Source organism: Buchnera aphidicola (Anoecia corni) (assembly GCF_964056675.1).
Taxonomy (GTDB): Bacteria; Pseudomonadota; Gammaproteobacteria; order Enterobacterales; family Enterobacteriaceae; genus Buchnera_E; species Buchnera_E aphidicola_B.
Map to the genome: position 1 here is coordinate 139,167 of NZ_OZ060371.1, position 25,249 is coordinate 164,415.

Sequence of the window (25,249 nt, forward strand, 5' to 3'; positions counted from 1 at the left end):
ATTACTACGTAATTTTCATTTAAAAAACTATAAAATTGATGGACACTTAAGTATCAATTCATATCTCTTCCAAAAAAATATTTTTTACAGTACATGTAAAACTATAATATAGTATATAAAAAAATACAGGAAATATTTATTTCCAACAATTCTATACATAACAATTATGTATAAATATTTTATATAAAAAAAAATAAAAAATATATTGTTGCAATATGTTTTAATATATTTTTTCAATAATTTATAATTTAATATTTTTTATCTAAAAAATTTACATAGACAAGATCAAATATTATTTTTTATTTAATACTTACATATTATATAATACATAAGTATTTTATTTTACATGTTAACTAAACTAATAATATTAGTAATATTATAAATTACTATATAAATATACAAATTTTATAAAAATACATTTTAAAAAAAAACATTGTTTAGCTGTCATTTCTATATTACATAAATAAAAAAGTACTACCTATAAAAATACTAACATCAGCAATATTAAAAGTACAGGTATGCCAATCAAAAAGATGTAAGTCAATAAAATCAATTACATAACCATAATTAATTCTATCTAATAAATTTCCTATAGATCCACCAACAATAAATAAATATAACGTAGAATAAAATTCTTCTTTTCTTTTAAAAAAACAAAAAAACTGAATTGACACAAGTAATACTATAAAAATAGTAAAAAAAATAAACCAATTTTGAGATAGATGATATTTTGATAAAAATCCAAAAGCAGATCCATAGTTATGAATTCGTAAAATATTAAAATAATATGTAATATATGTAGTTTCTAAAAGAGAACAATTATTTATGATCCATTGTTTACTAAAAAAATCCAATGAAACTATTATAGATAATAATATAAAATTTTTTAAACTAATAAAAGAAAATATTTTTTTCATTATATGAACATCCGTTTTTCATCTAACCCTAATATATTATTTAAACATCTCATACAAATATCTGGATATTGTTTATCTTTACTTAAAACCATAACATAATGCCAACATCGAGAACACTTTTTCCCATTAAATTTTTTAATTTTTATTTTTAAATTATTTATATTACTACTAACAAAACCATCATTCTTACATTCTTTTAAATCTTTAACTATACATTCAGAAGTTAAAAATAAAAATTTTGTTTCACTTCCTAAAATATGCAGTATTTCTTTTAATCTACCAGTTACAAACATGGTTAGTGATGATTCTAAAGAATTTTTTATTAATTTTATATTTCTAGCATTTTCTATCACTTTGTTAACTTCATTTTTTACACTAACAATAATCTCCCAATCTTTTTCACTAATATAACTAAATTTAGGAAATGAAACTAAACCAGTAAACCATTCTTCAGTAAAAATAAAATTTTTTTTCTTTCCTGGTATATAACTCCAAATTTCATCAGCCGTAAATGATAGAATAGGAGATATCAATCTAGAAAAAGATTCAATTATTAGATACATAGCAGTTTGACAACTTCTTCTTATTTTACTATTTGTAGAAGAAGTATATTGTCTATCTTTTATAATCTCTAAATAAAAAGAACCTAGATCTGTAGAACAAAAGTCCATTAAATAATGTAACACTTTATTAAAATTAAATTTTTCATAACAAAAAATAATTTTTTTTTGCATTTTTTTTGTCTTAGATATTATCCATCTATCTATTAAAATCATTTCATCTATATGAATACTATCTGTTTTTGGATTAAAATCACTAATATTTGATAAAAGAAATCTAGCAGTATTTCTAATTTTTCTATAGTATTCTATCATTTGTTGCATAATTTCTTGAGATAAAATGGAATCTTTCGAATAATTCACAGAAGAAACCCATAACCTTAAAACGTCAGCTCCTACAGTATTTATTATTTTTTTTGGATCAATAACGTTTCCTGTAGATTTAGACATTTTATAACCTTTTTGATCTACTACAAAACCATGCGATATTAAATTTTTGTACGGAATGTAACCATTTGTAGCCATTGAAATTATTAATAAAGACATGAACCAACCACGATACTGATCTAATCCCTCTATGCAAACATCAGATACATTACTAATATTAACATGATTATGATAAATGTGCGACGGACTTATAGAACCAGAATCAAACCAGACATCTAATATATCTTCTGATTTTTTATATATTTTACATTCATCTTTATTTAAAAATTCTTCTTTTTTTAAATCCCACCATGCTTCAATACCTTCTTTCTCTATTCGTTTAGATATTTTTTTTAAGAAAAAAACAGATCTAGGATGCATCTCCCCTGTTTTCTTATTTATGAATAAAGAAATAGGAACCCCCCATATTCTTTGTCTAGAAATACACCAATCAGGTCTATTTTTTATCATAAGTTTCATGTGTTTCCTTCCCCATTTAGGAATACATGATACATTATTCATTAATTCAATAGATTTTTCTCTCAAATCACATTTATTTATATTTAAAAACCACTGTGGAGTTGAATAAAAAATAAGAGGCGTTCTATGTCGCCAACAATGAGGATAACTATGTTTCATTAATGAAAAACTGATAAGCTTCTTATTTTTTTTTAATAAACCTAAAATTATTAATTCAGATTCAAATACGTTTTTTTTAATAATTTCACTAGGAACATCTTTATAATAACATCCATATTTATTAATTAAAAAAATAGGTAATATATTATATTTTTTACCAATTAAATAATCTTCTTCTCCGTGATCTGGTGCTGTATGTACTGCTCCAGATCCAATATCATCTTTTACATGATTTCCAAAAATAATTGGTATAGTTTTACTTTGCTTTAAGGGATGAAAAACACTTAAATTAATTAAACTTTTTCCAATAACAACACCTATTTCTTTATATGTTTTAAACTTCATATTATCTAAAACATTACTTATTAAACTTTTAGCAACAAGGAAAAAACAAGAATTCACTTCTATTAAAGAATATTTAAACTGCGGATGAATTACAATAGCTTGACTAGAAGGTAAAGTCCAAGGAGTAGTAGTCCAAATAACTATTCCAATAGAACTAACTTCATTTTTAATTTTAAATATTTTTTTTATTTTTTTTTCTTCGTAGAATAAAAGAACAAAAAATGTAGAATAAGATTCTTTTTCAATATATTCTACTTCTGCTTCAGCTAATGATGATTGACATTCTATACACCAATGAATTGGTCGAGTTCCATTATATAAAAAATTATTTTGAATTAACTTGGAAACAGATCGAACAATACGCGCTTCATTTTTGTAATCCATAGTAAGATACGATTTTTTCCAATCGCTTAAAACACCTAACCTAATAAAATCTTTTTTTTGATTCTCAACCTGATTTAATGCATATTCTCTACATAACACACGAAAATCTTTTTTAGAAATGTTTAGCTTATTTTTATTTCTTTGAATAACCTCTATTTTATGCTCTATAGGTAATCCATGACAATCCCAACAAGGAGTGTACAATGCATTAAATCCTGACATGTTCTTTGATTTTACAATAATATCTTTTAATACTTTATTTAGAACGTGTCCTAGATGAATGTTTCCATTAGCATATGGAGGACCATCATGTAAGATAAATTTTTTTTTTTTCTTTTTTTTTACACGAATTAAATCATATAATTTATTTAAAGACCATTTTTTTAAAATTTCACGTTCTTTTACCAATAAATTAGCACGCATAGGAAATTTAGTAGTAGGTAGATTTAAAGTTAATTTATAATTTTTCATTCATTATGACTCTAATTTATATTAAAAAACGATTTTTATCTATTTTCACATCTGTTTTAATAATGCTTACAAGCTAGTAAACATTCTTAACAAAGCATTTCATTTCTATTTTTTTTAAATATGAAAGTATGTATTTTTTGTCTATATAAATTTATTTTCATATCAAAAATATGAACTTCTAATTGTTTTTGCTTTCCATAAAAACTAGCTCTAGTTTCTATATTAGCAACCCCATAAACTGTTAACGAAAAAAAGGAATAGTAACTTTTACCGCATAAACACCTGAAAATAGCAACATATTCTTATGTAAAGAAATATTAACTATTAGAAAACCAATAACCCTTTCCTTTTTGTGCCATGTCTTACTTTTCCTGAAATATAAAAATCATGTCCTAGTAAATTTTTAAATTCTATAAATTTACCGCTCAATATTTTTTTTTTAATTAAACTACTACTAATACGCATTCCATGTAAGCCTAAATTAGGCTGAAAAAATATAACAAATTTATATATTTCACTCATCTTTTTTAAATATGTTATATTTCCTATTCTATTTTTTCCAAAACAAAAATCGTTTCCAACTGCAATATACTTAATGTTAACATTATTTAATATAAAATGAATTAAAAAATGTTTTGACGTCATTAAAACATCTTTCTGTTAAAAGAAATACAAATAACAAAATCAATTGTCCATTTTTTTTAAATAATTTATTCTATCCCTAAACGTTATAATTCTTAATGAATCATTTTTTACCTAAAAATTCTATTGGATGTGGCTCGAAAAACATTACAATAGTAATTCCTCCATACATTTTTTTTCTATTACATATATTTAATAAAAGAGCTTGATGTACATGATGCATTCCATCAAAATTTCCAATAGTCAAAAAACAATCTTCATCTATTATTTTTAAACTCTTTATTTTTCTTATTAGTTTCATAAGTATAGTAAATTTTAAAATAGTATAATATTCTTATATTATACATTTTAAAAATATACAAAAAGTAGAATTTTTATCTATAAATTCGTATTTTATAAGATGAATATAATTTTTAAAATTAAAATAACAAAGGGAAAAATATGGCTAACATTAAATCATCAAAAAAAGATTCCGTTAAATCCAAGAAAAAAAGAATTCAAAATGCTAATAAACGTTCTACTATTCGTACCTTCATTAAAAAAGTATATATTGCGATTAAATCTAAAGATAAAGAATCTGCTGTGTTAGCATACAAAATAATGCAACCTATTATCGATCGAAACGTAGCAAAAAAAATAATTCATAAAAATAAAGCAGCTCGCCATAAATCTATATTAGAAAATCACATAAAAAAACTATAACATATGTTTAATATATGAATATTCAAAAATTAAAAATGAATATGTGTTAAACAAATTTATTAATAAATTTATTTAATTTAAAAAATTAGTAGTATTGCACGTAATAAAATAGCAATACTACTATTTTAATTTCATCTAGTTAATTCATCAAAAAATTTTTTTATTCCATCAAAAAATCTTTTTGATTTTGGACTATTTCTTTTATTTTTAAAATCGTCTAAACTATCTCCAAATTTATGTAGCAATTCTTTTTGTTCATAACTTAAATTTACTGGAGTTTCCACAACTATTCTGCATAATAAATCTCCTACGTTTCTTGTTCTTACTGATTTAACACCTTTACCTCGTATTCTAAGTAATTTTCCAGATTGTGTTTCTGTAGGAATTTTCAACTTAACTTTTCCATCTAATGTTGGAATTTCTATCTCCCCTCCTAAGGCTGCTACAGGAAAGTTAATTGGTACTTCACAATATAAATCATTTTCGTTTCTCTCAAAAATTGAATGCTTTTTAACTTTAATCTGAACATACAAATCCCCAGAAGATGCATTATTTTCTCCCGCTTCACCTTCATTATTTAAACGAATTCTATCGTTAGAATCTATTCCAGGTGGAATTTTTACTAATAATGATTTATTTCTTTTTAATCTTCCACATCCAGAACATGAACGACATGGATTTTTTATTATATTTCCTTTTCCATGACATTCAGGACAACTTTGTTGAACAGTAAAAAATCCTTTTCTAATGTGTACTTGTCCATTACCGTTACACATTGAACAATTAATCATTTTTTTACTAGAAGTAGTTCCAGTACCACTGCATGTCTTGCACTTTTGAAAAGATAATATATGAATTTCTTTAGTAGTACCTTTAACTGCTTCTTCTAAAGTTAGATCTAAATTGTACTGTAAATCTGATCCTTTAACAGATCTATTACGCTTACTACCTCCAAAAATGTCTCCAAAAACTTCTCCAAAAATGTCTCCAAAATCTGCTGTAGTAGTAAAACTACTATGGAAATTTCCATTATTATTACTATTTTGATCAAAGGCAGAATGCCCATACTGATCATAAGCTTGTCTTTTCTCATGATTAATTAAAACTTCATATGCTTCTTTTACTTCTTTAAACTTTTTTTCAGCACTTTTATCACCTTGATTTCTATCTGGATGATATTTCATAGCTAATCGCTTATATGCTCGTTTAATTTCTGTTTCTTTTGCTGAATTTTTAATACCCAAAATTTGATAATAATCTTTTTTTGACATAGATAATTTTCCTAATCTATAACATACTTACACGGGCGAAGATGAAAACTCTTCGCCCGTGTTTATTAATTCTAAAATAGTTTTACATTTAAAAAAAAGTTCCAATTAACCTTTATTTTTGGGCTCTTTTACTTCTTCAAATTCAGCATCTACTACATTAGAGTTTTTGTTTTCAGAATCATTATTAGATTTAACAGATTGATCTTTATTATCCTTTTTACTTAATTCTACTAAAACTGAAGATACTTTAATCAATTGTTGTATTTTATTATTAATATTATCTTTATTTTCTTCTTTTAGGGCTTGTTTTAAACTTTTTATAGAAGATTCTATACTAATTTTATCATCTTTTTTTAATTTATTACCATGTTGTAATAATTGTTTTTCAGTACTATGAATAACTTGATCACCTTGATTTCTAGTTTGCACTAATTCTTCAAATTTTTGATCAGATTCAGAATTAATTTCTGCATCTCTAACCATTTTGTTAATTTCATCTTCATTTAAACCAGAAGATGCTTTTATAGTAATTTTCTGTTCTTTTCCAGAATTTTTATCCTTCGCAGAAACATGTAATATTCCATCAGCATCTATATCAAAAGTAACTTCAATTTGAGGAATTCCTCTTGGAGCTGGCTGTATACCATCTAAATTAAATTGTCCTAAAGATTTATTATCTTGTGCTCTTTTTCTTTCCCCTTGCAACACATGTATAGTAACAGCAGATTGATTATCTTCTGCAGTAGAAAATACCTGACTATGTTTAGTAGGAACTGTAGTATTTTTTGCTATTAAAGAAGTCATTACTCCACCCATCGTCTCAATTCCTAAAGATAATGGAGTGACGTCTAATAATAAAACATCTTTAACATCTCCTGATAAAACTCCTCCCTGAACTGCCGCTCCGACTGCCACTGCTTCGTCCGGATTAACATCTTTTCTTGGTTCTTTTCCAAAAAAATCAGCTACTTGTTTTTGAACCATAGGCATTCTAGTTTGACCACCTACTAGTATAATATCATTTATATCTTTTATAGTTAATTTAGCATCCTGAAGAGCTAATTCTAACGGTTTAATAGATCTAACAATTAAATCTTCTACCAACGATTCTAACTTAGCTCTTGTTACTTTTATGTTTAAATGTTTTGGTCCATTAGAATCTGCTGTTATATACGGTAAATTAACCTCTGTTTGCTGTGCTGAAGATAATTCTATTTTTGCTTTTTCTGCTGCTTCTTTTAATCTTTGCATAGCTAATGGATCATTTTTTAAATTAATACCTTGTTCTTTTTTAAATTCGTCTACTAAATAATTTATTAATCTGCTATCAAAATCTTCTCCACCTAAATGAGTGTCTCCATTTGTAGCAAGTACTTCAAAAGTTTTTTCTTTATCTACTTCATCAATTTCTATAATTGAAATATCAAAAGTTCCTCCTCCTAAATCATAAACAGCTATTGTTCTATTACCACGTCCTTTATCTAAACCATATGCTAATGCTGCAGCAGTTGGCTCATTAATGATTCTTTTAACTTCTAGTCCAGCTATTCTACCAGCATCTTTTGTTGCTTGTCGCTGAGCGTCATTAAAATACGCTGGTACAGTTATCACTGCTTCTTTTATTATCTCTCCTGTATAATCTTCTGCTGTTTTTTTCATTTTTTTTAAAACTTCAGCTGATATTTGCGGAGGAGCTATTTTTTTATTACCTTTATTACTAACAAGCAACCAAGCATCTCCATTACTAGATTCAGAAATAGTATAAGGCATAATTTCTATATCTCGTTGAACTTCTTTATCTCTAAACTTTCTTCCAATCAATCTCTTAATAGCAAATAAAGTATTTTTTGGGTTTGTTATAGCCTGTCTTTTTGCAGGTTGTCCTACTAATACTTCTCCTTCTTTTGTATAAGCTATTACGGAAGGAGTTGTTCTATCTCCTTCTGAGTTTTCTAATACTCGAGCTTTATTGCCATCCATAATGGCAACACAAGAGTTGGTTGTTCCCAAGTCTATACCAATAATTTTACTCATTTTACTTTCTCCTATTTGATGTTGTAATAAATTGGGTGATTCAACTGTTATGTAGCCTATACTTTTTTGGCTTTTAATCAGCTAAACATATTATTGGACTATTACTATAAATTAAATTTCAACTATTACAGCAATACCCATTAAATGGGGGTCTATATTCCACTCATCAAGGGCATAATAGAAAAATATTTAAAATAAAATATTGAGCTAAGAAAATTTGTTACGAAAGTTAATTACATAGAATTAATATTTAATATATATACTATAATACTCACATTTATTTTAAAATTTGTATTATAAAAAATAATATTTATATTTAACTTGTATTTCATTAAATTTAATTTAAAAAAAATGATTAATTCCTAAATAAAAATTCATTTATGCATAGAATTTGCATTCTATTTACTTAAAATATACATATGTAAATATGAATAATTACTTTATGATTTTTTTTATAGATGTATAATTTAATAAAATTAAATTAAAACAATTTATAATATAAAATATAATTTCGTTATAATGAATTATACTTTTAAAAAACATACTAACACGCGTTTATTATTTCAAAATTGAGTTTTAACATATATTACTAAATAATATACACTGTTTTTATAATTTTATTTTATTAAAATTCGATTGTAAAATAATATGTGCAAACCATTCTAATGAAAATGAGTTATCAAATTGAATAAAACACAAATTTTGTCATACATACCAGTGATATCTTTTATTTTAACTTCTTTATTTATATGCTCTATAATACTATTTCTAGGTTACATTCTAGGCGGAAAATCTAATTCTAATAAAAAAAACATTCCTTTTGAATCAGGAATAACTTCAATCGGAAATACAAAAATTAGATTTTCAATACATTTCTACTTAATTGCTATGTTTTTTGTAATATTTGATATAGAAAGTATCTATTTGTACTCTTGGTCAGTAAGTATTCATTTTAGTAAATGGACTGGTTTTATTGAAGCAATATTATTTATAACAACTCTATTAATAAGTCTTTTTTATTTATTCTCTACAAAATCTTTATATTGGAACGAAAAAAAAAAAAATAAATACTAACTATTATCTTTATTTAAAATTAGAGTTATCACATATAAATTATGAAATATACAATCACTAAAGTAAATTTAAAAAACAAAAATTATCCTATACAAAAAAAAATAACCATAAAAGACCCTTTAGAAAAAAATAAAAATAATAATATTTTTATGGGAACATTGAAAAATATTATAAATTATATAGTTAATTGGGGAAGAAAAAATTCACTATGGCCTTTTAATTTTGGATTATCTTGCTGTTATGTAGAGATGGTAACAGCATTTACATCTGTACATGATATTTCTCGATTCGGTTCAGAAGTTCTAAGAGCTTCCCCTCGCCAAGCTGATGTTATGATTATAGCAGGTACTCCATTTATTAAAATGGCACCAATCATACAACGTTTGTATGATCAAATGCTGGAACCAAAATGGGTCATATCTATGGGGGCTTGTGCTAACTCAGGAGGTATGTACGATATTTACTCTGTAGTGCAAGGAGTTGATAAATTTTTACCAGTTGATGTCTATATACCAGGATGCCCACCAAGACCAGAAGCTTATATTCAAGCATTAATGCTGCTACAAGATTCTATTGCTAAAGAACGTCGACCTTTATCTTGGATAATAGGAGATCAAGGAGTGTATAAAGCTAAAATGCCTTCTCAAAAAAATAAAAAAAACGATAAAATTATTGATATTAAACATATTGATTAATAAACACTACTATATATATATTTTTTTTACAAGTAAATGTTCAAGTTTAATTACATTTAAAGTTCTTACCAATTATTTATACAACAGCAAAATTACTAATTATCTATTGATTACATTCAATAAAGTGTACTGTATAATTTATGATAAATAAAAAATTATTACCAAAAAATAATAAACCAAATATCTATAATTCTTATGATAAAAATACTAATGATACTATTCAAAAATTATTTATTAAATTTGACGAAAAAAACTTTTTTTTTCAACCTACTAAAATAGGTTATCCTGTTCTTTGGATAAAAAAAAAAATAATTCTAGATGTTACTAGTTTTTTAAAAAATATGTCTAAACCGTATTCTATGTTGTACGACTTACATGGAGTAGATGAACGATCACGTGTTTTTAAAAAACATATTCCAAATTCTGATTTTTCTGTTTTTTATCATCTATTATCTATCGAAAGAAACTGCGATATAATATTAAAAGTACCTCTTTTAAATCACGATCTAAAAATTCCTACTATTACTAATTTATTTAAAAATGCAAACTGGTATGAAAGAGAAACCTATGAAATGTTTGGAATTTTTTTTGAAAACCATCCTAATTTAACAAATATTTTAATGCCGAGAAATTGGAAAGGACATCCTCTGCGAAAAGACTATCCTGCTAGAGCAACTGAACTCCATCCATACTATTTAACAAAAGAAAAAGAAATTTCTGAAATGGAAGCATTATCCTTTAAACCAGAAAAATGGGGAATGAAAAAATCTAAAAAAAACTCTGATTTCATGTTTCTAAATTTTGGTCCTAACCATCCATCTTCTCACGGAGCTTTCAGGATAATACTTCAACTAGACGGAGAAAAAATTGTTGATTGCGTTCCTGATATAGGTTATCACCATCGAGGAGCTGAAAAAATGGCTGAAAGACAAACTTGGCATTCCTATATTCCCTATACAGATAGAATAGAATACTTAGGTGGATGTGTTAACGAAATGCCATACATTTTAGCAGTTGAGAAATTAGCTAATATAGTAGTTCCTGAAAGAGTTAAAGTTATTAGAATAATGCTATCGGAATTATTTAGAATCAATAGTCATCTTCTATATATTTCTACATTTATTCAGGATATAGGAGCTATGAGTCCGGTTTTTTTTGCTTTTACTGATAGACAAAAAATTTATAATTTAATTGAATTTATTACCGGAGCTAGAATGCATCCAGCATGGTTTCGAATTGGAGGTGTTGCTCAAGATTTACCAAAAGGATGGGATAAATTATTAAAAATAATAATAGATTGGATACCTAATCGATTAAAAAAATATGTTGATATCTCATTAAAAAACAGTATTTTAATATCACGTTCAAAAGGCATTGCGACATACTCTAAAGAAGAAGCTTTATCCTGGGGAGTTACAGGAGCAGGATTGCGGGCTACAGGAATAAATTTCGATATAAGAAAATATAGACCTTATTCTGGATATGAAAACTTTGAATTTGAAATTCCAATAGGAAATAATATAAGCGATTCTTATTCAAGAGTTATGTTAAAGGTAGAAGAAATTTATCAAAGTATTTCTATACTTAAACAATGTTTAAATAATATGCCAGAAGGCGATTTTAAAGCAAATCATCCTTTAACAACTCCTCCAATTAAAGATAACGTATTGAATCATATTGAATCTATGATTACTCATTTTTTACAAGTATCCTGGGGTCCAGTTCTAAAAAACAATGAATCTTTTCAAATGATTGAAGCAACAAAAGGAATCAATAGTTACTATCTAATTAGCGATGGTGGAACTATGAGTTATCGTACTAGAATAAGAACTCCAAGCTTCCCCCACTTACAACAAATACCTTCTGTTATTTCTGGTTCTTTAATATCAGATTTAGTAGTTTATTTAGGTAGCATAGACTTTGTTATGTCAGATGTGGATCGATAAATCATGAAAATAAATAAAATAAAACAAAATACTATTATTTTTCAACAATTTCAGTTAAGTGAAATTGAAATAAAAGAAATAGAAAAAGAAAAAAAAAAATATAAAACAAATAAAGCTGTGTCTATTGAAGCCCTTAAAATAGTGCAAAAGTATAGAGGATGGATTTCTACTAATTCTATACATGCTATATCAAAAATATTAAATATTTCTAGCAATGAAATTGAAGAGGTTGCTACATTCTATAGTCAGATATTTAGAAAACCAGTTGGAAACTATATAATTCGTTACTGTGATAGTATTGTCTGTTATATAAACAATGTCCAAAAAATAAAATCCTGTTTAGAAGAAATCCTCAAAATAAAATCAGGGGAAACTACTAAAAATAAAAGATTTACTTTATTACCTACTTGCTGTTTAGGTTTTTGCGACAAAAGTCCTGTTATTTCTATAAACTCATATTATTATCCACAAGTTACAGTAGAATCTATTATATTTATTTTGGAACAGTATTCATGAAAAAAAAAAACAAAAAACTAGAAGAAACTCATCCTCTAACATGGAGACTACGTGAAGACCAAGAAACTATATTCATTGATGAGTATTTAAAAAAAAATGGCTATGCAGGATTAAAAAAAGCTATAAAAAAATTATCTCCTAATGAAGTAATAAAAAAAGTTATCAATTCTGAACTAAAAGGTAGAGGAGGAGCTGGATTTCCTACAGGAATGAAATGGGAGTTAATGAAAAAATCTAATAAAAAAAATACTAAATATGAACGATTTTTAATCTGTAATGCAGACGAAATGGAACCAGGAACATACAAAGATAAACTATTAATGGAAAAAAATCCGCATTTACTAATAGAAGGTATTATTTTATCTTCTTATGCCCTAAACGTTCCAACTAGCTATATTTTTTTAAGAGGAGAATATATAGAATCTAATTATTTTTTAAAAAAAGCAATAAAAGAAGCAATGAACAAGGGTTTTTTAGGTGAAAAAATCTTAGGAAGTGATTTTAATTTAAATATATTCATTCATACTGGAGCAGGTCGTTATATTTGCGGAGAAGAAACTGCTTTAATTAATTCTTTAGAAGGAAAAAGAGCTAACCCAAGATTCAAACCTCCTTTCCCTGCAAATATTGGACTATGGGGGAAACCAACATGCGTCAATAATGTTGAAACTTTATGTAATATTCCAGCTATCATTTTACATGGAATAACATGGTATAAAAAATTATCAAAAACTAAAGATCATGGAACAAAAATGATGGGATTTTCTGGTAAAGTTAATAAACCAGGAGTATGGGAGTTACCTTTTGGAATTACTGCACGAGAACTTTTAGAAGATTATGCAGAAGGCATGCAAAATAATTTAAAATTAAAAGCATGGCTACCTGGAGGAGCTGGAACAGACTTTTTAACACACAAACATTTAGATACACCTATAGATTTTACTAATATTTATAAAGCAGGAAGTCGATTGGGTACTGCAATATCTATTGCGATTGATGAAAAAACTAATATTGTACCCTTACTTATTAATTTAGAAGATTTTTTTTCTAGAGAATCATGCGGTTGGTGTACACCATGTAGAGAAGGATTACCTTGGAGCCTAAAAATACTAAAAAAAATAGAATCAGGATTAGGGAATATAGAAGACATAGAAAATTTGGATAAAATTTGCACAGATTTAAGTCCAGGAAAAACTTTCTGTGCCCATGCTCCTGGAGCTGTGTCTCCATTAAAAAGTGCCATAAAATACTTTATTTCTGATTTTAAAAAATATTTTATTTAATTATCTAAAAATTAAAAAATCTATGTTCAAAATATTTATTTAAAATACATCTATATATATAGAAAATATTTACGCAAAATACGTTTATATAATTACTCTTATTTTTAATAAATAAATATTTAATTCGTTTGGAAAAAATTATGTTTACTATCTTTATAGATAAAAAAAATTATACTGTGAAAAAATCAGAAAACTTGTTACATACTTGCTTATCTATTGGAATTAATTTGCCGTATTTTTGTTGGCATCCAACTTTAGGAAGTATAGGAGCATGTAGACAATGTGCTGTAAAAATATATTCAAATAAAAAAGACCCATTAGGTCGAATAACAATGGCTTGTATGACTCCTATTCAAAATAATATGATAATATCTATTAATGAAAAAGAGGTTAAAAATTTTAGAAAAAATAATATTGAATACCTTATGATCCATCATCCACATGACTGTCCTGTATGCGCAGAAGGTGGAAATTGTCACTTACAAGATATGACTGTTATGGCAAAACACCATAATAGAAAGTATAATTTTTCTAAAAAAACATACAATAATCAATATTTAGGACATTTTATATCTCATGAAATGAATCGTTGTATTTCTTGTTACCGTTGTGTTCGATACTATAAAGATTATTGCGACGGAAAAGATTTTGGAGTATATGGATCAGGTCAAAGAATGTATTTTGGACGTTTAGAATCCGGAGAATTGGACAACGAACATTCAGGAAATTTAATTGAAATTTGTCCTACTGGCGTTTTTACTGATAAATTGCATAAAAAACATTATAATAGAAAATGGGATATGCAATATTCTCCTAATATATGCCAGCATTGTAGTATAGGATGTAATATTCTATCAGGAGAAAGATATGGGTATATTAGACGTATAGAAAATAGATATAACTATAATATTAATCAATATTTCATTTGCGATTTAGGAAGATTTGGATACGGATATTCTAATTTAAAAAACAGAATAAAAAATCCTTACATTATTAAAAACAAAAAAAAAATTTGTTTAAGTTCACAAAAAGCTTGTAATATTGCGGCAACAATAATTAAAAGTTCTAATAAAATTATAGGAATAGGTTCTAGTAGAGCAAGTTTAGAGAGCAATTATGCATTGTTGAAATTAGTAGGAAAGAAAAATTTTTCTAATGGAATGTTAGATTCAGAATATAAAAGCATTCTTTTATTTATAAAATTATTAGAAAATAGCGGACTAAAATCTATTTCTTTAAAAGAAATAGAAGAATGTGATTCCATACTAATAATTGGAGAAGATATTACTCAAACTTCTTCTAGAATGGCTCTATCTATAAGACAAGCAATAAAAATGAAATTAACAAAAGAAGCAATTAAAAATGACATCCCTCATTGGCATTCTCAAGGAATTAAAAACTTTTCAGAAGATCTGAAAAATTTCTTATTTTTTATAGGATCTACTAAAACTAAATTAGACGATGTTACAACCTACAGCTATATTGGATCTATTCAAAATCAAATAAATATCCTAAATTTAATTTATGATTTTATTGCAAAAAAAGATTTAACTTCTTATAAATTCAATAAAAAAACACAAGAAAAAGTTTTTCTTATTTGTAATTCTCTAATAAAATCAAAAAAACCTCTTATTATTTCTGGAAGTCGATCAAGTAATTCTACTATACTAAAAATAGCATTTAATATTTCGCAATCCTTATATTTACTAAATTCTAATACAAAAATCGCATTTCTTCCATATGCCTCTAATAGTATAGGTGTTAGTTTATTTGGAGGAATGACCTTAAATCAAGCAGTTAATACTATTATTAATAAAAAAATTAACACTCTAATTATTATGGAAAATAACTTATATCATTGGATGACAAAAAATACAATTGATTTAATTTTTAAAAAGGTCAAAACAATTTTAGTATTAGATCATCAAAAAACAACAACTCTTAAGCAAGCAAACCTTGTTTTCCCTTCTTCAAATTCTTTCGAAAGTTCAGGAACAGTCGTTAATTATGAAGGCAGAGCTCAAAGATTTTTTAAAACATATTCTGCAAAATTTTTAAACAAAAAAAATAAAGCAAAAGAAAGCTGGAAATGGATTTACAAAATCTACAATAAAATTAACAAAAATACAATACATGATATATCACTAGATAAAATTACAAAACTGTATTCGTCTTTTTCTTCTTATTTTACTCCATTAGAACAAATGTTACCTACTGCCAATACTAAAATTTTCGAACAAAAAGTACCACGTTCTCCTAATCGAGCTAGCGGAAGAACAGCACTTCGATCTCATATCAATATACATGAACCTCAACAACCAGAAGATACTGATAGTATGTTTTCATTCTCTATGGAAGGATCAAATAGATTTTACGAATATTCTTCTTACATTCCATTTGTTTGGTCTCCTGGTTGGAATTCACCTCAAGCGTGGAATAAATTTCAAAAAGAAATAGGTGGAGATTTAAAGAATGGAAGCCCTGGTATTCTTTTATTTAAAGAAAAAATAAAAAAAACAATATTTTTTTCCATTAACAAAAAAAAATACTCAACAAAAAAAAATTTTTTTACTATTGTACCTTATTATACTCTATTTGGAACGGATGAAATATCACAATATTCTCCTGAAATACATCACAAAATCTGCTCAATTTATGCATTAATCAATGCTGAAGATGCTAAAGAAAAAAATTTAGAATCAGGTTCTATAATTATATTTCAATGCTTAGACCAAACTTTTCATATGTCTATTAAATTATCTAAAACTTTATCTTCCAAAAACATTGCTTTACCTTTAGGAAGAATAGGTTTTCCTTATACATTATTAGGAAAAACTATAGTCAATTTTCAGGAAGTAATAATATGAATTTACTTTATTACAATAATAGTAATTTTTTTTCATGCATAGCAAAAGGAATTACTTTTTCATTTTTATTAGTGATAATTTCTGCCTTTATGAGTCTATTCGAAAGAAAATTACTAGGATATTTTCAAAATCGACATGGACCTAATCGAGTAGGATGGTTAGGAATTATGCAAATAGCAGCAGATATGATTAAACTACTTTTTAAAGAAGATTGGATTCCTGAATTTAGTAATAGAACACTTTTTTTTATCGCTCCTATTATTTCTTTTGTTAGTTTATTATTAGTTTTTTCTATTATTCCTATTTCAAACAAAATATTTTTAATACGTTTAAATATAGGAATACTATTTTTCTTAATAATGGCTGGACTATCTGTCTATTCTATCCTTTTTGCTGGATGGAGTAGTAACAACAAATATGCTTTCTTAGGATCTGTTCGTTCAATTGCTCAAACTTTAAGTTATGAACTTTTTTTAGGAATATCATGTATGGGAACAGTAGCACGAGCTAACTCTTTTGATCTAATCGATATAGTTACTAGTCAACAATACATTTGGAATATTATACCTCAATTTTTAGGATTTATTACTTTCTTTATATCAAGTTTAGCTTTATGTCATAGACATCCTTTTGATCAACCTGAGTCTGAACAAGAACTTGCAGACGGATACCATATCGAATATTCTGGAATGAAATTTGGTTTATTTTTTATTGGAGAATATCTTTCTATATTAACTGTTTCAGGATTAATCGTCAGTATGTTCTTAGGAGGATGGTATGGTCCTGGAATATACCCAGAATTTTGGTTTATCATAAAAATGTTGTTATGTTTTTTCTTATTTGTTTTAATCAGAGCTTCACTTCCTAGACCTAGATATGATCAAATGCTTATTTTTAGCTGGAAATTTCTTTTTCCAATATCTTTACTGAACTTAGTTATTACAACTTCATATTTATTATGTATTTAATATATACAAGGTAGAATATGTTTATAAAAAAAATATTATTTTTCTTATTATCTCAAACAAAAAGTTTATTATTAATATGCTTCCATTTATTTCAAAAATCAGAAACTCAAAAGTATCCTGAAGAAACTGTTAATTTACCTCAAAGATACAGAGGAAGAATTATATTAACTCGAGATACCAATGGAAAAGAAAGATGCGTAGCTTGCAATCTGTGTTCTGTGGTTTGTCCTGTAGGGTGTATTTCTTTACAAAAAGCAGAAAAAAATAACAGATGGTATCCAAAATTTTTTAGGATTAACTTTTCTCGTTGTATATTTTGCGGATTATGTGAAGAAGCATGTCCAACAACTGCTATTCAATTAATTCCAGATTTTGAACTAGCTGAATATGATAGAAAAGATTTAATTTATGAAAAAAAAAACCTGTTAATATCTGGAACAGGAAAAAATAAGCATTATAATTTCTACAACGTTTCTGGAGTAAAAGTTCATGAAAAAAAAGAACATTCTCATCAATATTCTAAAAAAAATACCTGTATAGATATTCATAGTTTGCTACCTTAAGAGAAAAACATATGCAAATATTATTTTACTTGTTAGCGACATGCTCAATTATCTCAACGCTATTGACTATATTTCAAAAAAATCCAATTTACGCAATAATATATCTTCTTTGTTCTTTTTTATGTATATCAAGTATATTATTTTTATTAGGTTCTTTTTTCGCTGCTTCAGTTCACGTAATTATCTACGCTGGAGCTGTCATGGTTTTATTTATTTTTATAATTATGATGCTTAATATTAAACATATTTCAGATCTACAACTTACTTATTTAAAAAAAATTTATCTTTCTATAAGTTTATTCATTATTTTTATTTTGATGAAAAAAACATTAAATCCTGTTTTTAATTTATTAAAAAATAAAAGCATACATATTAGTATTGTTGATACTCAGTTAATAGGAGGTTGTTTATTCACTAATTATATATTATTAGTAGAATTAATATCTATACTTTTACTATCAGCTTTAATTGTTTCTTTATACATAGAAAAAAAATTATTTTAATATTATAAATAACTAAACTCATAATCTCCAATTTAAAATGAGGTAAACCCATGATTTCTCTTTTTAATAGTTTATCTTTTTCATTTATATTATTATTTTTAGGAATAACAGGAATAATGATTAGAAAAAATGCACTATTTACTCTTATTAGCATAGAAATCATACTAAGTGCTATAGGACTATCCATAGCTATTTTAAGTACCTATTGGGATGATATAAATGGACAAATATTTTTTCTTACCACTCTTACTTGTGCTGCTAGCGATTCAGTCATTGGACTAGCTCTTTTATTGCAATTATATCGTATTCATAAAACATTAAATATTGATTTATTAAATGAGATGAAAAAATGAAACATGTTATATATTTAACAATTCTATCTCCACTAATTTCTTTTTTATTATTAACTGTTTTTAAAAAAACATTTTCATATAAAATAAAACATTTTTTTGGAATTTTAGGATTAATATTTTCACTACTATCTACTATTTATACATATATAATATTTATTCAAAAAAATCCACTAGAAAATTTAAAGTATCCAATATTAACAATATTTGATTTTAACTTAAATTATTATAACTTATTCAACGGTTTATTTTTAGATCAATTTTCACTATTAATGTTAATGCTAATTACAATAATAGGAATTATTATTTATATCTATTCAATATCATATATGGAATTAAAAAAACACAAATTTTCTTTTTTTGCATATATCAATTTTTTTATTTCTGGAATGATTTTACTGGTATTATCTAATAACTTATTACTTATGTATATTGGATGGGAAATAGTTGGACTTTTTTCTTTTTTACTTATTGGGTTTTATACCTCTAAACTAGAAAATGGAAAAAATTCAATAAAAACTTTTTTAATTACTAGAACTAGTGATATTTTTATCCTATTTTCTATGTTACTAACAAACTATATTTTCGGAACCTTAAATTTTGAACTAATAAAAATAAAATCTATTCACTTTCACAATTGGTCAACACTAAGTAGCTTTAACTTATCTGTTTTATCTTTTTGTTTATTAATCGGAGCTATTGGAAAATCTGCACAAGTGCCATTACATATTTGGTTATCTAAAGCAATGGTAGGACCAACTCCTGTTTCAGCTTTAATTCATGCAGCTACCATGGTGACAGCAGGAGTATATTTAATTATTCGAACTCATACCTTATTTTATTTATGCCCAAAAACATTAGAAATTATTAGTATAATTGGAATTTTTACTTCAATTCTATCTAGTTTTTGTGCTCTCTTTGAAAAAGATATAAAAAAAATTTTAGCGTACTCTACTATCAGTCAACTAGGATATATGTTTTTATCTCTTGGAATACAAGCATGGAATGCTGCTTTCTTACACTTAATCAACCATGCTTTTTTTAAAGCTTTACTATTTTTGTCAGCAGGATTATTAATTAATTTGCATAACAATGAAAAAAATATATTTAAAATAGGATCCATAAAGAAAAAACCATTACTTTTATATGTTTTTTTTCTAGTAGGAAGTAGTTCTTTAGTATCTTTTCCTATTATTACATCCGGATTTTATAGTAAAGAGCACATTTTACATGCGTTATTAAATCAACAACACACTTGGTTTTTGTTATTAGGATTTCTAAGCATTTTTTTAACTTCTCTTTATACATTCAGAATGTTTTTCATTTTATTCCATAGTCATCCATCACTAAAATTATATAACAAAAATTTAAAACTACTAAATAACGTTCCATTAGTAATATTAGCAATATGTTCTACTTTTATTGGTCATTTAATTATTTCTAATATAACTCAATTTTCCTATGCTCCAAATATTTCTAATGAAAAAAAAATTGTATTAGAAACAGTGTCCAGTATATTTTGTATCCTTGGAATTTTATTCGCATATTTTTTATGGGGATCAAATAATATTTTTTCTAAAAAAGTTTTAAACTCTAAATTAGTAAGTAATTTAAAAACGTTCTATCCACAAATAGGACTTGAAAAACTATATACTTATACATTGGTACGATTATTTTTCTTTATCACTTCAAAACTCAGATATGATCCAGTATCAATAATTTGTAATTTTCCTGTTAAAATATTTAAAAAAATAAATAATTTATTTTTACAACTCTCTTCAGGATACATACGCTGGTACATATTTATTATTATGACAAGTGCAACTTATTTAATCTACATTCATAACTTTTTATATACAACTTATCTATAAAAAAAATTAAAAATTTAAAAATCAAATTATATACTTCACTATAAAAATAAAAATATCATACTAATAGGCTATAAAAATGTTACTTAATGTTTTAATTTTACTTCCGTTTTTAGGAAGTATATTATGTTATTTATCTTCTTTTTGCAATATTAAACTTCCACGTTGGATAGCTTTATTTACAACTACTGTTTTACTTTTAATCACTTGTAAAATACTATATTCTGAATTTTATATCCATCATTTACACTATTTAAATCATTCTCTGTGGAACTATGAATACTGCATTCCATGGATTCCACAACTAGGAATAAATTTTCATTTAGCTCTTGACGGACTATCTGCTTTAATGTTGACAATAACCGGATTATTAGGAATATTTTCTATTTTTTGTCATTGGAATGAATTAGATAAATCTACAGGAATGTTTTACTGCAATCTATTATGTATATTAAGCTGTACTATAGGTATATTTTTATCTATAGATTTATTTTTATTTTTTTGTTTTTGGGAACTAATATTACTACCTATCTATTTTATTACTGTTTTTTGGGGAAATTCTTCACTATCTATGAATAGTAGAACCAATTCTGCAAATAAATTTTTAATATACTCACAACTATCTAGTTTATTAATGCTTGTTGCAATTATAAATTTAGTTGTAATAAATTATAATACTTCTCATATACTAACTTTTGACTATAATAATTTTAAAAATCTAAAATTAACATTTTGGACAGAATTTTTTATTATGATAGGCTTTTTTATTCCTTTCATTGTTAAAATGCCAATTATTCCTTTTCATGGATGGTTACCTGATATACAAAAAAGTTTCCCTACTAGTTCTTCTGTTGACTTAGTTAGTGTAGTTTTAAAAACTTCTTTATACGGAATATTACGTTTTAATATTTCTTTATTTCCTAAGTCTTCTATTTATATCTCTAAATACGCAATATTATTAGGGTTATTTACTTTTTTTTATGGATCTTTTTTAACTATTGCGCAAAAAAACATAAAAAAAGTTATTTCTTATACTTCTATATCTCATGCTGGAATCATGCTCGTCGGAGCATATATATTTAATATTACGTCTTATAAAGGACTAATCCTTTATACAATATCAAATATGTTATCTATATCAGGATTATTAATTTTGATTCAATATTTATATTTTTATTTCAATACTTATAACTTAAAAAAGATGAAAATATCATACTGTTGTAAAAAATGGATATCCGGAAGTTTTTTATTTTTTTTACTAGCTAACTTAGGTATTCCTGGAACCGGAAATTTTACAGGAGAACTACTAATTTTACTAGGAAGTTTTAAATACTGCCATGTATTATCTATAGGAATTTCTATTGGACTAATTATGGTTACCGCATACTCTATGTATGTCATATATAACATGTATTTTGGAACATCTTTGCAGTTTTATACCAATATTCATAAAAAGAAATTTGTAAAAATACAAACTATAATTTTAATATTGTTAATAATAATTATAGGTTTATTTCCTAAAACTATAGGATATATTTCTTATTACCCTTTAAATAAAATTTTAAAAAATTTATTATACACATATTAAATGTGTATAATTAATATTTACAAGGTTGCATTCTATATGTTAAATAATATATTTTTTTTATTTATGCCTTATACTGTTTTATTCCTAACTATAGTAATATCAATAATATGTGTTTCAATTAAAAGAGATCATAAATTATCTTTCTTTATTACTATATTAGGATTAATAATATCTTTAATTACATCTATTTATATTAATAATAATGACGTTCCTATTAACGTCTCTAACTTGTTTAAAATAACTGAAATATCTTCTATAATAAATAATATAATTATATGTACAACAATTATAATTTGTATATTTTCCTATACATGGTTAAATCGAAGTATCTTTAAAAAAGAAGAATTTTATATTTTATTACTATTATCTACATTAGGATGTTTAATGCTAAATATATCTTCAAATATGCTCTCTTTATTTGTAGCTGCAGAATTAATTTCTATTCCATTTTGCGGATTACTAGCATGTAATGAAAATAAAAAAAAATTTATAGAATCTTCTTGGAAATATATTATTTTTTCTACTGTATCATCTTCAATTTTATTACTAGGAATAACATTAATTTATTCTATAATTGGAGAATTTCATTTTAAAGAAATTCAACAAATGATGTTTTTTAATTCATCCAAAGAAGAATTGATTGTTATAATCGGATTTTTTATAATTTTTATATCTATTTTATTAAAACTATCTATCTTCCCATTTTATTTCTTAACTCCAGATCTATATGAAACAATTCCTATGCCTTCTCTAATGTATTATTCCACTTCCTTTAAAACAACTTTTTTATTTATTATAATTAAATTATATTTATTGCTAATAAACATAAAATTATACTTTTTAATTTTATTATTAAAAACTTTATCTTTTTTATCTATAACCATTGGAAGTTCTTTAGCTATTTTTCAAAAAAATATAAAAAGGCTCTTAGGTTATGCTTCTATTTCTCATTTTGGATATTTACTTATTCCATTTATTTTACTAAAAAGCGAAACATACACTTTTTCTCTAGAAAGTATATTGCTCTATATCGTAGGATACACTTTGAGCAATATTATTATTTTCGGAACTATTTGTATAGTAGAACAAGATCAAACCAATAATTCTGAAAAAAGTTTATATTCTTATTCTGGTTTATTTTGGAAATATCCATTATTAACTATAGCTTTTACTATCGCTCTTCTATCTTCTGCTGGAATACCATTTACTATAGGATTTATAAATAAAATATTTATTTTTTTACTATCAATCAATAATCAATCATGGTGGTTAACTGTAGGAACTATTTTTGGAACAGTTATTAGTTTATATTATTATGTAAAAATAATAAAAATTCTGTTTATTAAAAAAAAAGAAAATTTGGACGATTTTAAAAATTTAAAAAATAAACAAATAAACTATATTGTTTACAGTTCTCAATTAATTATATGTTTTTTTTCTCTAGTTATTATAATGTTGGGAATATACCCACAAATTTTAATCAGTCTATTATAATTAATCATTATTAATTATATAATATTATATAAAATACATTCTAAAATATATATATATATATATTCATTGATTATAAATGTGTGCTACTAATACAAATACCATGAAATGCTATAAAACTTAAAATCTATTTTTGATAAAATTTTTATTATTTAAATAAACTACATATGTCACTAATTTTTACATATAACAATTTACTATATAAAATATAAATTTTTTAATTTATTAAATACAATTAAAAATTTTATTTATTAAACGAACACATCTAATTCTTAATTATATAAAAACAAATTTATTCATATATTGTTATTAACATTCTTTGCATACTTAATTCTTATTAAAATATTAAACAATTTATAAAATAAAACATGCGAATTTAAAAACGTACTTTAATATTTTTCCAAAAAAATAATATTACTTCACAAGTTATGATTATTTTACAAATTTAGTTTGTTTGAATCTAATTTTAAAATAGTAATAAAAATTATAATTATTTCTACATTTTGTATATCATTTACACTAATATTTTTGTATATAGTAAATTGCATTTACAAGCTATATTTTATATTTTATTAATTATGTTAAAAACATTTTATCTGAAACTTACATAATCAATATTATGTACCAGTTTTATTTTGCTAAAACAACTAAATGGAAAAATATTATGGCATTAGTAGACTACTTAATTATATTAGCATTATTTATTTCTTGTTTAATAAGCTTTTTAAAAGGTTTTTTTCAAGAAATATTATCTATTTTTTTTTGGATCGCAAGTATCTATATTTCTATAAATTATTATTCTTTTTTTTCTAAACACTTTATTAACATACATAATAAAATTATAAAAAATTTTATTATGTGCTTTCTGTTATTTGTTATAATAATGGTACTTGAATCATGTTCTAAATATGTTTTAACAGAATTTATTCTACAATTAGGATGTAGTCAAACAAATAAAATATTAGGTTTAGCGTTTGGATTTATAAAAGGAACAATATTAATTTCTATTTTAATTTTTATACTAAATACTTTTACTTCTTTCAGTGCAAGTCATTATTACAAACAATCTATGCTAATACCTTATTTTAATTATTTTATAAAAAAAATTTTAATTTTTATTAAAACACAATATTTTTAATTTAAAAA

At 24.7% G+C, this 25,249-nt stretch carries 22 protein-coding genes; 15 read left to right on the top strand and 7 right to left on the bottom strand.

Features of this window, described 5'->3' with window-relative positions:
• Positions 1 to 455: 455 nt before the first annotated feature.
• The 5 genes from lspA to AB4W63_RS00625 form a co-directional block, all read right to left on the bottom strand.
• On the bottom strand, positions 456 to 917 hold the full coding sequence (gene lspA, locus AB4W63_RS00605; protein WP_367681092.1) for a signal peptidase II: 462 nt from the start codon (positions 915 to 917) through the stop codon (positions 456 to 458).
• Entirely contained in the window at positions 917 to 3,742 is a 2,826-nt protein-coding gene (gene ileS, locus AB4W63_RS00610) for an isoleucine--tRNA ligase (RefSeq protein WP_367681093.1), read from the bottom strand. The genes lspA and ileS overlap by 1 nt, the downstream gene beginning before the upstream one ends.
• A gap of 86 nt (positions 3,743 to 3,828) precedes the next feature.
• Complete coding sequence (locus AB4W63_RS00615; protein WP_367681193.1) at positions 3,829 to 4,032, bottom strand: riboflavin kinase; 204 nt, start codon at positions 4,030 to 4,032, stop codon at positions 3,829 to 3,831.
• A 34-nt stretch (positions 4,033 to 4,066) separates the two neighbouring features.
• A complete protein-coding gene (locus AB4W63_RS00620) occupies positions 4,067 to 4,387 on the bottom strand; it encodes a hypothetical protein (protein WP_367681094.1) in 321 nt (106 codons plus the stop codon).
• 100 nt (positions 4,388 to 4,487) lie between these two features.
• Positions 4,488 to 4,685 (bottom strand): hypothetical protein, encoded by a 198-nt coding sequence (locus AB4W63_RS00625; protein WP_367681095.1) that lies wholly within the window; start codon positions 4,683 to 4,685, stop codon positions 4,488 to 4,490.
• A gap of 140 nt (positions 4,686 to 4,825) precedes the next feature.
• On the opposite strand from AB4W63_RS00625, the gene rpsT reads away from it, so the two are divergent.
• A complete protein-coding gene (rpsT, locus tag AB4W63_RS00630; protein WP_367681096.1) occupies positions 4,826 to 5,086 on the top strand; it encodes a 30S ribosomal protein S20 in 261 nt (86 codons plus the stop codon).
• Positions 5,087 to 5,217: 131 nt separating this feature from the next.
• On the opposite strand, the gene dnaJ is transcribed toward rpsT, so the two are convergent.
• Positions 5,218 to 6,357, bottom strand: coding sequence for a molecular chaperone DnaJ (gene dnaJ / locus AB4W63_RS00635; RefSeq protein ID WP_367681097.1), 1,140 nt, complete (start codon positions 6,355 to 6,357; stop codon positions 5,218 to 5,220).
• 105 nt (positions 6,358 to 6,462) lie between these two features.
• Positions 6,463 to 8,391, bottom strand: a complete 1,929-nt coding sequence (gene dnaK / locus AB4W63_RS00640; protein ID WP_367681098.1) for a molecular chaperone DnaK — start codon at positions 8,389 to 8,391, stop codon at positions 6,463 to 6,465.
• Between the two features lie 684 nt (positions 8,392 to 9,075).
• Here dnaK and ndhC point away from each other — a divergent pair.
• From ndhC to AB4W63_RS00710, 14 genes are all read left to right on the top strand, one after another.
• The gene (gene ndhC / locus AB4W63_RS00645) at positions 9,076 to 9,465 is read left to right on the top strand and encodes an NADH-quinone oxidoreductase subunit A (RefSeq protein ID WP_367681099.1); all 390 of its coding nucleotides are present in this window, start codon (positions 9,076 to 9,078) and stop codon (positions 9,463 to 9,465) included.
• A 41-nt stretch (positions 9,466 to 9,506) separates the two neighbouring features.
• Complete coding sequence (locus AB4W63_RS00650) at positions 9,507 to 10,160, top strand: NADH-quinone oxidoreductase subunit B family protein (protein ID WP_367681100.1); 654 nt, start codon at positions 9,507 to 9,509, stop codon at positions 10,158 to 10,160.
• 140 nt (positions 10,161 to 10,300) lie between these two features.
• Positions 10,301 to 12,106, top strand: a complete 1,806-nt coding sequence (gene nuoC / locus AB4W63_RS00655; protein ID WP_367681101.1) for an NADH-quinone oxidoreductase subunit C/D — start codon at positions 10,301 to 10,303, stop codon at positions 12,104 to 12,106.
• A 3-nt stretch (positions 12,107 to 12,109) separates the two neighbouring features.
• The gene (gene nuoE, locus AB4W63_RS00660; protein WP_367681102.1) at positions 12,110 to 12,622 is read left to right on the top strand and encodes an NADH-quinone oxidoreductase subunit NuoE; all 513 of its coding nucleotides are present in this window, start codon (positions 12,110 to 12,112) and stop codon (positions 12,620 to 12,622) included.
• Positions 12,619 to 13,905, top strand: a complete 1,287-nt coding sequence (nuoF, locus tag AB4W63_RS00665; protein WP_367681103.1) for an NADH-quinone oxidoreductase subunit NuoF — start codon at positions 12,619 to 12,621, stop codon at positions 13,903 to 13,905. Before nuoE ends, nuoF begins: the two co-directional genes overlap by 4 nt.
• Positions 13,906 to 14,045: 140 nt before the next feature.
• Positions 14,046 to 16,772 (top strand): NADH-quinone oxidoreductase subunit NuoG, encoded by a 2,727-nt coding sequence (gene nuoG, locus AB4W63_RS00670; protein ID WP_367681104.1) that lies wholly within the window; start codon positions 14,046 to 14,048, stop codon positions 16,770 to 16,772.
• Entirely contained in the window at positions 16,769 to 17,740 is a 972-nt protein-coding gene (nuoH, locus tag AB4W63_RS00675) for an NADH-quinone oxidoreductase subunit NuoH (protein WP_367681105.1), read from the top strand. The genes nuoG and nuoH overlap by 4 nt, the downstream gene beginning before the upstream one ends.
• Positions 17,741 to 17,757: 17 nt before the next feature.
• Complete coding sequence (gene nuoI / locus AB4W63_RS00680; RefSeq protein ID WP_367681106.1) at positions 17,758 to 18,303, top strand: NADH-quinone oxidoreductase subunit NuoI; 546 nt, start codon at positions 17,758 to 17,760, stop codon at positions 18,301 to 18,303.
• Between the two features lie 11 nt (positions 18,304 to 18,314).
• Entirely contained in the window at positions 18,315 to 18,806 is a 492-nt protein-coding gene (locus AB4W63_RS00685) for an NADH-quinone oxidoreductase subunit J (protein WP_367681107.1), read from the top strand.
• Positions 18,807 to 18,856: 50 nt separating this feature from the next.
• Positions 18,857 to 19,159 carry an NADH-quinone oxidoreductase subunit NuoK gene (gene nuoK / locus AB4W63_RS00690; protein ID WP_367681108.1) on the top strand — a complete coding sequence of 101 codons (303 nt, stop codon included), beginning with the start codon at positions 18,857 to 18,859 and terminating at the stop codon, positions 19,157 to 19,159.
• Positions 19,156 to 21,027 carry an NADH-quinone oxidoreductase subunit L gene (locus AB4W63_RS00695; protein WP_367681109.1) on the top strand — a complete coding sequence of 624 codons (1,872 nt, stop codon included), beginning with the start codon at positions 19,156 to 19,158 and terminating at the stop codon, positions 21,025 to 21,027. The genes nuoK and AB4W63_RS00695 overlap by 4 nt, the downstream gene beginning before the upstream one ends.
• A 76-nt stretch (positions 21,028 to 21,103) precedes the next feature.
• A complete protein-coding gene (locus AB4W63_RS00700) occupies positions 21,104 to 22,612 on the top strand; it encodes a NuoM family protein (protein ID WP_367681110.1) in 1,509 nt (502 codons plus the stop codon).
• A gap of 36 nt (positions 22,613 to 22,648) precedes the next feature.
• Complete coding sequence (locus AB4W63_RS00705) at positions 22,649 to 24,106, top strand: NADH-quinone oxidoreductase subunit N (protein WP_367681111.1); 1,458 nt, start codon at positions 22,649 to 22,651, stop codon at positions 24,104 to 24,106.
• A 661-nt stretch (positions 24,107 to 24,767) separates the two neighbouring features.
• Entirely contained in the window at positions 24,768 to 25,241 is a 474-nt protein-coding gene (locus AB4W63_RS00710; protein WP_367681112.1) for a CvpA family protein, read from the top strand.
• Positions 25,242 to 25,249 lie beyond the last annotated feature (8 nt).

Bases quoted from the DNA above. Each gene is read 5' to 3' on its own strand.
- lspA (WP_367681092.1), bottom strand. From the start codon at position 917: ATGAAAAAAATATTTTCTTTTATTAGTTTAAAAAATTTTATATTATTA.
- ileS (WP_367681093.1), bottom strand. From the start codon at position 3,742: ATGAAAAATTATAAATTAACTTTAAATCTACCTACTACTAAATTTCCT.
- AB4W63_RS00620 (WP_367681094.1), bottom strand. From the start codon at position 4,387: ATGACGTCAAAACATTTTTTAATTCATTTTATATTAAATAATGTTAAC.
- AB4W63_RS00625 (WP_367681095.1), bottom strand. From the start codon at position 4,685: ATGAAACTAATAAGAAAAATAAAGAGTTTAAAAATAATAGATGAAGAT.
- rpsT (WP_367681096.1), top strand. From the start codon at position 4,826: ATGGCTAACATTAAATCATCAAAAAAAGATTCCGTTAAATCCAAGAAA.
- dnaJ (WP_367681097.1), bottom strand. From the start codon at position 6,357: ATGTCAAAAAAAGATTATTATCAAATTTTGGGTATTAAAAATTCAGCA.
- dnaK (WP_367681098.1), bottom strand. From the start codon at position 8,391: ATGAGTAAAATTATTGGTATAGACTTGGGAACAACCAACTCTTGTGTT.
- AB4W63_RS00650 (WP_367681100.1), top strand. From the start codon at position 9,507: ATGAAATATACAATCACTAAAGTAAATTTAAAAAACAAAAATTATCCT.
- nuoC (WP_367681101.1), top strand. From the start codon at position 10,301: ATGATAAATAAAAAATTATTACCAAAAAATAATAAACCAAATATCTAT.
- nuoE (WP_367681102.1), top strand. From the start codon at position 12,110: ATGAAAATAAATAAAATAAAACAAAATACTATTATTTTTCAACAATTT.
- nuoF (WP_367681103.1), top strand. From the start codon at position 12,619: ATGAAAAAAAAAAACAAAAAACTAGAAGAAACTCATCCTCTAACATGG.
- nuoG (WP_367681104.1), top strand. From the start codon at position 14,046: ATGTTTACTATCTTTATAGATAAAAAAAATTATACTGTGAAAAAATCA.
- nuoH (WP_367681105.1), top strand. From the start codon at position 16,769: ATGAATTTACTTTATTACAATAATAGTAATTTTTTTTCATGCATAGCA.
- nuoI (WP_367681106.1), top strand. From the start codon at position 17,758: ATGTTTATAAAAAAAATATTATTTTTCTTATTATCTCAAACAAAAAGT.
- AB4W63_RS00685 (WP_367681107.1), top strand. From the start codon at position 18,315: ATGCAAATATTATTTTACTTGTTAGCGACATGCTCAATTATCTCAACG.
- nuoK (WP_367681108.1), top strand. From the start codon at position 18,857: ATGATTTCTCTTTTTAATAGTTTATCTTTTTCATTTATATTATTATTT.
- AB4W63_RS00695 (WP_367681109.1), top strand. From the start codon at position 19,156: ATGAAACATGTTATATATTTAACAATTCTATCTCCACTAATTTCTTTT.
- AB4W63_RS00700 (WP_367681110.1), top strand. From the start codon at position 21,104: ATGTTACTTAATGTTTTAATTTTACTTCCGTTTTTAGGAAGTATATTA.
- AB4W63_RS00705 (WP_367681111.1), top strand. From the start codon at position 22,649: ATGTTAAATAATATATTTTTTTTATTTATGCCTTATACTGTTTTATTC.
- AB4W63_RS00710 (WP_367681112.1), top strand. From the start codon at position 24,768: ATGGCATTAGTAGACTACTTAATTATATTAGCATTATTTATTTCTTGT.